Origin of the sequence: Anaerobacillus alkaliphilus, from assembly GCF_004116265.1 — a bacterium.
Taxonomy (GTDB): domain Bacteria; phylum Bacillota; class Bacilli; order Bacillales; family Anaerobacillaceae; genus Anaerobacillus; species Anaerobacillus alkaliphilus.
The window spans coordinates 128121-138550 of record NZ_QOUX01000027.1 but is presented as its reverse complement, the minus strand read 5'-3'; the positions used below and the strand labels follow the sequence as shown (position 1 = coordinate 138550).

Sequence of the window (10430 nt, the reverse complement as noted above, 5' to 3'; positions counted from 1 at the left end):
TACGTCACGGCAGCCTATGAAGCGGGGATCGTGTTTGGAAGAACAGCAACTACGTTCGATCCTCATGCGACAATCACACGTGAAGAAATGGCAGTAATGCTAATCAGAGCGTATGAGTACCAGGCACGGAATAAAGTAAAGGTTGCTCAGCCTTCGACATTTAATGACCGAGAAAGTGTGAGTTCTTGGGCACAAGCAGCAGTTGATGCAGCGTCCCAATTAGGACTACTAAAAGGTAGAGGCAACAACATCTTTGCTCCTAAAGCTCCAATGACACGTGCGGAAAGTGCGCAAGTAATTGCAAATTTATTAAAATCAAAATAAAAAAAAGCTCTAAGCCTAACCATTGCTGTAAGAATGTAAATAGTTGTCTAGCATGCAATGGTTAGGCTTTTTAATGTAAAAAAGTTAGATCTTTTGTAAAGTTTACCCAAAATATAATGTTATTCTTGAAGAATCTATAACAAAATCAAGGGGGTAAGGCTCTGATGAAAGTTAGGATAACTAGTCTTATATTGTGTTTTACAATGATTTTTAATTTATTTATTTATTTTCCCCTACACACTTTTCCGAAAACAGAGGCAAGTACTGGCATAGTTTTTTATGATGATTTTCAAGGGGCTACGTCAGCTAACTTATTTACAGCTAGCTATATGTCACTACCAAATGATTCTTCAAAAGCTATGTATGTGAGAACTGGCGGGACTGTGACTGCGGAAAATGATTCATTGACACTTAACGGGGGAAGAATGACGGTTGGTGCATTAGCTAGTACATCAACTACTTCAACAAGTACTCCGGGAGGTGTGTTTAATTTAAGTGAACCATACAGAATTAAGATAAATGTACTAAATGCTAGTGGAAGCGGAAAGATTCAAGTATATGTTGACAATAACACTACTTCTCAAGGGAATTCGATCCATGGTGCAGCATCAAAGGTTTTTGAAGAAGTGGGAAGTGCGCTTACTAGTGGCGAGATTGTAATTGAACCAGAGGTTGGTACTGCTACTTCCTTTATACAAATTCGTACTGAAAGTAGTGCTGCTGTAACAATAGAAAGTATTCTGATAGAGCAGATATTAAATGGTGGAGAAACTCCTCCAGTCCCGGTAGTACCAAATGCGCCAACAGATCTTGCTGCTCTGGCTGGAGATGGAGAAGTGAGCTTATCTTGGTCAATAGTAGATGGAGCAAATTCCTATCGAATAATGCGAAGTCTTCATGAAACAGCTGAGTTTAGTCTTATTGGAACTACTGAGACTAATAGCTTTACAGATACTGAAGTAACAAATGGTGTGACCTACGACTATATAGTAATTGCAACAAACGAAGTAGGAGATAGTGAATGGTCTAATAAAGTAAGTGCTAAACCTGAACTTGCTGAAACGCCCCCTGGTCATCCAGTTGAGCCTCTACCTATAATAATAAATGATAGCTTTAATGATCAGCCAACTGGATCGATACCTCAGGGCTATTCTGTTGATGAAACAGGCGGAACCGTTCGTATCGTTGATTTTCCTAGTGGAGAAAATAAGAGTGTTTATCTGAATAACACTAGTAGTTCTTCTAACGTTACACTCAGTCGTACGTTTAGTGAGCAGAGTGAGGTACTTACTTTTGATTTTAAATTTCTCCAGGAAGCCATGACAAGTTCTACTAAGATTATCAGACTACTTGAAACAGGAGGAACAGGAGACGGAATTGCTGTTTATTTAGAGACCTCTGGTGGGAATTTATCCTATCGTCACTCAAATAATTCCTATACACACTTACAAAGCTATACTGCCGGAGTATGGTACGACTTTAGAATTATCGCTGACATTGAAAACCAAAAAGCAACTGTATATATTAACGGTGATCTAAAAGTTAGTAATGTAAATTTCCATTCAACTGTTTCAAAAATTAACAAATTTGATACATTTACACCTAATAGTAATACGGTCGGGCACTATTTTGATGATGTGAAAATTCTTCAAGGTGCTTGGGTACCTGGAAGTGATGAACTTCCAACTATCCCAACTGAGTTTCAAGCAATTGCAGGTTTTGGGAAAGTAAATTTGCAATGGGGTATAGCAAATTATGCTAACACTTACACTGTAAAAAGAAGTATCTCAGCTGGTGGACCATACGAGATATTGTCGGAAGGAATAACAGGGACCAGTTTTATTGATACAGAAGTAATTAATGGTACTACTTACTACTATGTGGTTAGTGCTGTCAACAGCAATGGTGAAAGTGGATATTCCGTTCAAGTTACGGCAACTCCAATGGAGCCGCAACCACCAACAATTCCAATAGTTACTGTTGATGAGAGAGTAAACCAAATTGGTTTGTCTTGGTCATCTGATTTTGCAGAAAGCTTTATTATTAAAAGAAGTACAGTTAATGGTGGTCCCTATGAGCAATTGGCCGTTGGACTGAATGAAACTAGTTATTTAGACAGTGGATTAAATTCTGATGTTACGTATTTTTATGTAGTTACTGCACTAAACGCTTATGGTGAAACAGCATCTCCGCAGGTTGAAGCTTCTCCAAAAGAATCACCTGTTTGGAGTGATACTCCGATAGGATATGCATCATTAAATGGAGGTACAACTGGAGGATATGGTGCACCAACATACAAAGAATACTTGTTAAGTGAATATTGGCCACAAAGTGGCTATGATAACCCAGGCGAGGCAATGTATCAGTTATTAAGAGATCATATTAAAAATCCTAATGAAGGGTTAATTATCTTTGTTGATGTTACAATTAGTGATAAAAACTTTGGTAGAAGCAAGATGGATGTTAAAGATGTATCACATGTGTCAATTTTAGGTGTTGGTACAAAAGGCGAGTTTGATGGCGTTGGCTTTACAGTTTCTAGAGCAAACAACATTGTATTCAGAAATTTATCAATCCACCATGTTCGTCAAGGTGAAGGGACAGCAATTGAAGTCACATCAAATAGCCATAATGTTTGGATTGATCACAATGAATTTTATAGTGAATATTATAATAATCCTGATAAGAATTATTATGATGGACTTGTTGATGTAAAACGCGGGTCTGAATATGTGACAATATCATGGAATAGGTTCCATAATCATTGGAAGACTTCTTTAAATGGCCATACTGATAATCCATCCCTAGCACCAGATAAAATTACTTATCATAATAACTATTTCCATGATCTCGAATCGCGTGTTCCGTTAATAAGGTATGCGAATGTTCATATGTTAAACAACTATTTTAAGAATATTGGTGATACTGCAATCAATGCAAGAAACGGAGCACAAGTTCTTGTTGAAGGGAATTACTTTGAAAATGTAGGTGCAGGTACAGTTGATCCTACTACAGGACACATTAAAGGACCAGTAGGATGGTTCTACGGTAGTCCTTCAACAGGATATTGGAATTTAGTTGACAATATTTACGTAGACACTCCACATGAACATCTAGTTTCAACTACAGATTTTACTGTCCCTTATGAATACACTGCAGTCTCTCCAGAAGAGGCCAAAATTCTCGCAGAGTTATTTACTGGGGTTGGTATAATAGACACAACTGGTGGCGGTGGAATTCAACTTCCTCCCCAGGAGCCAACCAAGCCATTAGCACCACAAAATGTTAAGGCAGTCGGTGCAAGTGAAACAGTAACATTAACTTGGCATAAGGTTTTAGATGCAGATTATTATTTAGTAAAAAGGAAATTAGCACAAGACGGTGAATTCATCGAGGTGGGTTCTAGTAATGACAATAGTTTTACTGACACTGAATTAACCAATGGTTTAACATACTCCTATATTATTTTTGCTGTGAATAAAGTTGGAACTAGTGAAGCTTCAGCTCCAGTGAATGTTACTCCACAAGAGTTTGACGTGAGAGAACCAACAGGTGAGATTTTTTATGATGATTTCGTAGAAGCTACTACAGCAAGTTTATTTACTGCAGCATACAAATCGTTACCAAATGATTCCACGAAACCTATGTATCTTAAAACAGGTGGTACTGTAGTTGTTGAGTCAGGAGCAGTAAGTATTAATGGTGGCAGAATGACGATTGGTGCTTTATCAACTTCAGGAACCACAGCTTCAAGTACGCCTGGAGGGGTATTTGATTTCAGCAAACCATATACTATTAAAATAAATTTATCTAACGTAAGTGGTACAGGAAGGTTTCAAGTGTATGTAGATAATAATACAACTTCTCAAAACAACTCTGTACATGGGGCTGCATCAAAAGTATTTGAAGAGTTTGCAAATTCACTTTCAACAGGTGAGTTAATTATCGAATTAGAAATTGGAACAACAGCCTCTTTCGTTCAGATTCGTACCGAAAGTAGTGCAAGTGTAACAATTGAAGATATATCAATTTACTATACTAACTCAGGAGAGCCAGGAGAACCAGGAGAGCCAGGGGAACCAGGAGAGCCAGGAGAACCAGGAGAACCAGGAGAGCCAGGAGAACCAGGAGAACCAGGAGAACCAGGAGAGCCAGGAGAGCCAGGAGAGCCAGGAGAGCCAGGAGAGCCAGGAGAACCAGGAGAGCCAGGAGAACCAGGAGAGCCAGGAGAGCCAGGAGAGCCAGGAGAGCCAGGAGAACCAGGGGAACCAGGAGAGCCAGGGGAGCCTGTAAATCCAGGTCCACCAGCTCATCCACCGGTGACGTCAGATAGATCGAAACTTGTAGTAACTAACCCACAGGCGCAGAATGGAAAAATTACGGTTGAAATAGGGGCAGAAGTGAAACAAGTCATTTTCCCAGCGAATGTCGTGGCATTTAATGGGAACAACACTATTGTTGTTCAAGGAAAAGATTTTGCAATTGAAGTTCCAGCTAAAGTTGTGAGTCAATTACAAGGTTTAGTCTCTCAATCAGAGCTAGCGGGTAGTCAAATCGTCTTTTCAGTAGACACTGTAGCGAAAGAGATAGCGACAGAGTTGATGAAAAAAGCTACAAATACGTACAGTGCTACTATAAAAAATGCAGGAGATGTATATGAATTCGGCTTAGTAATTATTGGGAAAGACGGAAAACAACACAAGTTAGCTGAATTTGATCAACCAGTTTTCATATCATTAAAGGTAAACGATCAAGTGAACTATGATCTTGTAGGAGTTTACTATATTGGCGAGGACGGGAAACTAGTTTACCAAGGTGGAACCCTAGTTGGCGACCGAGTTGAGGCAAAAGTAAAGCACTTTAGCAAGTACACAGCACTCGAGTACAAGAAAAACTTTAAAGATATTCCAGCAGGTTACTGGGCAGAGGATGTCATTACAAATATGGCTGCAAAGCACATTATTAAAGGAATGACTGAAACAGAATTTGCGCCTCAAGAAAGTGTAACAAGAGCCCAATTTGCGGCATTTATTGTTCGCGCGTTAGGTCTCGAGGCTAAAGGGAAATCTCAATTCACTGATGTTACTGGTGGCGCATGGTACGAAAATTACGTCACGGCAGCCTATGAAGCGGGGATCGTGTTTGGAAGAACAGCAACTACGTTCGATCCTCATGCGACAATCACACGTGAAGAAATGGCAGTAATGCTAATCAGAGCGTATGAGTACCAGGCACAGGATAAAGTAAAGGTTGCTCAGCCTTCGACATTTAATGACCGAGAAAGTGTGAGTTCTTGGGCACAAGCAGCAGTTGATGCAGCTTATCAATTAGGACTTTTAAAAGGTAGAGGCAATAACACTTTTACTCCGAAGGCACCTATGACACGTGCGGAAAGTGCACAAGTATTGGTAAATTTATTAACAATAAAATAATATTATATAATAAATTATCTAACCAAACCTTTGCTAACCTTAGTAAAGGTTTGGTTTTTGTAATCTTCTAAACTTTTTAATACTTGTAATTGACATTGTAACCTAGCAAACTTACAATTAATACAAACGTTGTTATTTTCGAACTTATTACAAAAGCTGAATATTAGGACATGATGAGGAGGCGCAATATGGAGATGAGAGGCGTTTTAGGCAGTTTTTATGTAGCCTGTGAATGGATTGTTAGATTAGCACTTGTAAACATCTTATGGGTAGGTTTCTCGTTATTAGGTGGGGTAGTTTTAGGTATTTTCCCTGCGACTATAGCAATGTTTACGATTACTAGAAAATGGATACAAGGAGAAACAGATCTTCCTATCTTTCAAAGGTTTTGGGCAGTTTACCGTAAAGAGTTTATAAAATCTAATGTTTTTGGTTTTATTTTAGTTATTATAGGAGCGGTTTTAGTAACTGATATATATATCTTTTATAGTTTAGAAGGTGTCTTTTCTCAGGTATTATTTTATCTCTTTATCGCAATTACCTTTAATTACGCAATCATGCTTCTTTATATTTTTCCGATCTATGTTCATTATGACTTAAAGCTTTTCCAAAATTTTAGATATGCTTTGATAATAGGAATGTCTAACCCATTTCACACGTTCTCAATGATCTTATGTTTAGTCTTTGTGTATTTTGCTCTAGAAGTTGCACCTGCATCATTCTTATTTCTAAGCGTTGCTCCTTTAAGTATGATGTACATGGTAATTGCTCACCGCATATTCTTGAAAATTGAACAGAAGAAAAGTGAAGAAAAAAGTGGCTGAAAACTTTCGGCTGCTTTTTTCTTTTGTTTCGAATTTGATAAATGATCATAAGTTCAGAATAGAAAGCATATTCGAAAATATTGACGAAACCAGCTAATTATCAAAGTTCTCAAACAATAATCATTAACTTATATCATGTTCATTATCTTAGCTTAACCCATGATATTACGGGCGATTGTTAGCGTTTTCATAGAACTGAACTGAAGATTATAGACGTACTAAACTTGTTTGAGATACATTTGGTTTATGATAAATGAGGCTAGTTTCTATTTCAAATTAGCTAACTTTATTGGAAGAAAAAAGCACCCTGGAGTTTAAACGAAATCGTATTTTAATCCTATTCTAAAGGTTAAAATCAAAGTTTTATTAACAACGTTGTTATTAACATTTGTAAACCCTTACAATTGAAAGCAATGTTGTTTCAAAAAAATTATTTTAAATAAGGGGTGAAGTGAAGTTAGGACGAAAGCATGGCAAAGGATTAATTTCATTTAAAAAAGATTAAAGGGGGATTTAAATTTATGAAAAAATTAACGCTTCTCATTACGTTACTTCTTATTACTTTCTTAGTAGCATGTTCAAGTAACTCATCTCAACCAAGTACTACAGATAATAATCAAGGTAATACAACAACCGAACCAACTACGAATAATGAACAACCAGCTACCGGGGAAGATGTTGAGATCCGCTTCTTATGGTGGGGAAATCAAGACAGACATGATCGTACATTAGCACTTATTGAAGCTTATGAAGATTTAAACCCACATGTCTCAATTAATCCAGAATTCTTAGGATTTGGAGATTATGCTGACCGTTTAGCAACACAAGTAGCAGGTGGAAACGCTCCTGATATCTTTCAAATGGTTGACCGTTGGTTACCAATGTATGGTAGCCGTGGGCAATTAGCAAACTTACAACCATTTGTAGACTCTGGTCTTATTAACACAGAATTTATTGATCAAGCTAGTTTAGATCCAGGATACTTCCAAGGTGAATTAGTTGGACTAAGTACAGGTAGTAATGCGTTTGCTTTAGTTTACGATCCAGAATTGTTTGCAGAAGCAGGCGTACCGCTATTAGAACCTGGTTATACTTGGGAAGATTTTGCAAATACAGCTCGTCAATTATCTGAAGCATTAGGTACTTATGGTACTTATATTGATGTAAACCATTCACGTGCCTTTGGAACTTGGTTATTACAACAAGGTCAATGGTTATACAATGAAGATGGTACAGGTTTAGGTTGGGAAGATGACCAATTATTTGTTGATTTCATGAATTTCTGGGTAGAGCTTCAAGATGAAGGTGTCGTACCACCGGCAGACGTAAATGAAGCTGCAGCAACAATTGAAAACTACTTAATCGTTAATAAACAAGCACCAATGCAAATTATTCACAGTAACCAAATCGTAGCTGTAGCTCAAGCTGCAGGCCGTGATCTTGAAATGACAATCCTACCATCTGGAAATGATGGAACTACAGGTGCATACATTCGTGCTTCATTACTATATTCTATGAATCCAAGTACGAAGCATCCTGAAGAAGTTATTAAGTTTATGGACTGGATGACAAATAGCACAGAAGCAAATGATATTTTACAAGGTGACCGTGGAGTACCAATTTCTTCAAAAATTCGTGAGCATATGTATACGAACTTAGAAAGAACAGTTCAGCAACAATTTGATTACATTGATTTAATTAGTAAATACGTAGGAGATGCACCACCGCCACCACCACCATCTGGAAGTGAGCTAGACAATGCCTTCGATCGTATTTTCTTAGAAATTCTTTATAGAGCGAATACACCAGAAAAAGCAGTTTCTAGATACAAAGCTGAAATGCTAGACATCATTAGTAGACAATAATTAGAAATTGATTGTTTTATAGAAACCATCTAAATGATGAGTTTAGGTGGTTTCTTACTTTTTAGAAGGAGGTCATGTCATGAATACTTCTCCCCAACTGGGCGAAAATCAGAAAGTAATCCAAACGATTACTCCGAAGAAACGAAAACTTAGAAATAATCTTGTAGCTTATGCTTTCATTTCTCCTTGGTTAATTGGATTTTTATTTATAATTGTCGGACCCATGCTATATTCCTTTTACTTATCATTTACTAGTTATGACTTGTTAAGTGCTCCAAGGTGGGTTGGGTTTGATAATTATGTTCGGATGTTTACAAGTGACCCGAGATTTTGGACGACATTAAAGGTAACGCTTATCTTTGTTGCTATAGCAGTACCTTTACGACTTATATTTGCACTAACTGTAGCGATACTTATGAATATGGGTCACCGTGGCTCTGGTTTTTATAGTTTAATCTATTATGTTCCATCAATCATTGGTGGGAGTGTTGCGGTAGCAGTTATTTGGAGACAGATCTTTGGACGCGAAGGCGCATTAAACGCTGTTCTTGGTTGGTTTAATATTGAGGGTTATAACTGGTTTGCTCACCCTGACTATGCTTTATCAGTTCTTATCCTACTAATTATCTGGCAATTTGGTTCACCGATGGTTATCTTCCTTGCGGGATTAAGACAAATTCCAAAAGAGTTATATGAAGCGGCTTCGGTTGACGGAGCAAATCGTTTTCATCAATTCTTTAAAATTACGTTACCAATGTTAACGCCGGTAATTTTCTTTAACCTTATTTTTGCAATTATCAATGGATTTTTAACATTTACACAAGCCTTCTTAATTACTGCGGGAGGACCTATTGATCGAACATTACTTTACGCACTATATCTCTACCAAAACGCGTTTGAATATTTCCGAATGGGATACGCTTCAGCGTTAGCTTGGGTACTTTTATTAGTTATTGGTTTACTTACAGCAATCGTATTCATTTCTAGTAAGAAATGGGTTTACTACGAGTCGGAAGGAGGCAAATAAACATGTTAAACAAAAAATCAAAAACATCATCTATTATCTATCATACATTTATGATTGGCTTAGGTTTTCTAATGATTTATCCAATCCTCTGGATGTTTGCTAGTGCCTTAAAACCGGAAGCAGAAATCTTTCATAATGCCGCATCCTTAATTCCTTCCGAACTCAGGTGGGAAAACTATACAATTGGTTGGGAAGGTTATGGCCGTTATGGCTTCGACTTATTCTTTAAAAACTCAATGATTGTAACGTCTTTTGTTGTACTAGGAGCTTTATTTTCTTCGAGTCTAGTAGCCTATGGTTTCGCAAGGTTACAATTTAAGTTTCAAAAAATCCTATTTGCTTGTTTATTAGGAACGGTAATGCTTCCAATCCAGGTAGTTATTATCCCGCAATACATCCTATTCCATAAAATTGGCTGGGTAAATACATTTCTACCGCTAATTGTACCAGCTTTCTTAGGAGGGTCAGCTTTCTTTATCTTCTTAATGGTTCAATTTATCCGTGGTATTCCACGCGAGTTGGACGAATCAGCAGTAATTGACGGTTGCAGTCAGTTCGGTATTTTCTGGCACATCATTTTACCACTATGTAAACCAGCACTAATTACTGTGACAATCTTTGCGTTCATGTGGACATGGGATGACTTCTTTACACCTTTAATTTTCTTGCAGGATACAAAGCTTTATACGGTAGCTTTAGGTTTGAGGGGCTTTATGGATCCTGATGCCATGACAGCTTGGGGACCGCTGATTGCGATGTCATCATTATCGCTTTTACCTCAGTTTATTCTATTTATTTTCTGTCAGAAATATATTGTTGAAGGTATCGCTACAACTGGTCTGAAATAAGAGTGCATCTAGACAGTCTAACGAACCAAGCAAATGTGATGAAGGTATTTTGCGTTGGCGATGAACGTAAAGTACCTAAATTATTGTTGTAGGTAGTTTAAAAATGGAGG

General features: G+C 37.5%; 6 protein-coding genes. All 6 read left to right on the top strand.

The genetic code is table 11. The annotated features are described in order from the left end of the window. Positions 1-324 (top strand): S-layer homology domain-containing protein (locus tag DS745_RS08445; RefSeq protein WP_153188169.1); only part of this gene is annotated, 324 nt, incomplete at its 5' end. Between the two features lie 164 nt (positions 325-488). Then, positions 489-5756: a pectate lyase family protein gene (locus tag DS745_RS24875; protein ID WP_196121226.1), complete on the top strand. Its 5268-nt coding sequence runs from the start codon at positions 489-491 to the stop codon at positions 5754-5756. A 188-nt stretch (positions 5757-5944) separates the two neighbouring features. Beyond that, entirely contained in the window at positions 5945-6580 is a 636-nt protein-coding gene (locus DS745_RS08420; RefSeq protein WP_161568212.1) for a YesL family protein, read from the top strand. Positions 6581-7101: 521 nt separating this feature from the next. Then, the gene (locus DS745_RS08415; protein ID WP_129077827.1) at positions 7102-8445 is read left to right on the top strand and encodes an ABC transporter substrate-binding protein; all 1344 of its coding nucleotides are present in this window, start codon (positions 7102-7104) and stop codon (positions 8443-8445) included. Positions 8446-8524: 79 nt separating this feature from the next. Continuing rightward, entirely contained in the window at positions 8525-9472 is a 948-nt protein-coding gene (locus DS745_RS08410) for a carbohydrate ABC transporter permease (RefSeq protein WP_129077826.1), read from the top strand. A gap of 2 nt (positions 9473-9474) precedes the next feature. After that, complete coding sequence (locus tag DS745_RS08405; RefSeq protein ID WP_129077825.1) at positions 9475-10320, top strand: carbohydrate ABC transporter permease; 846 nt, start codon at positions 9475-9477, stop codon at positions 10318-10320. Positions 10321-10430 lie beyond the last annotated feature (110 nt).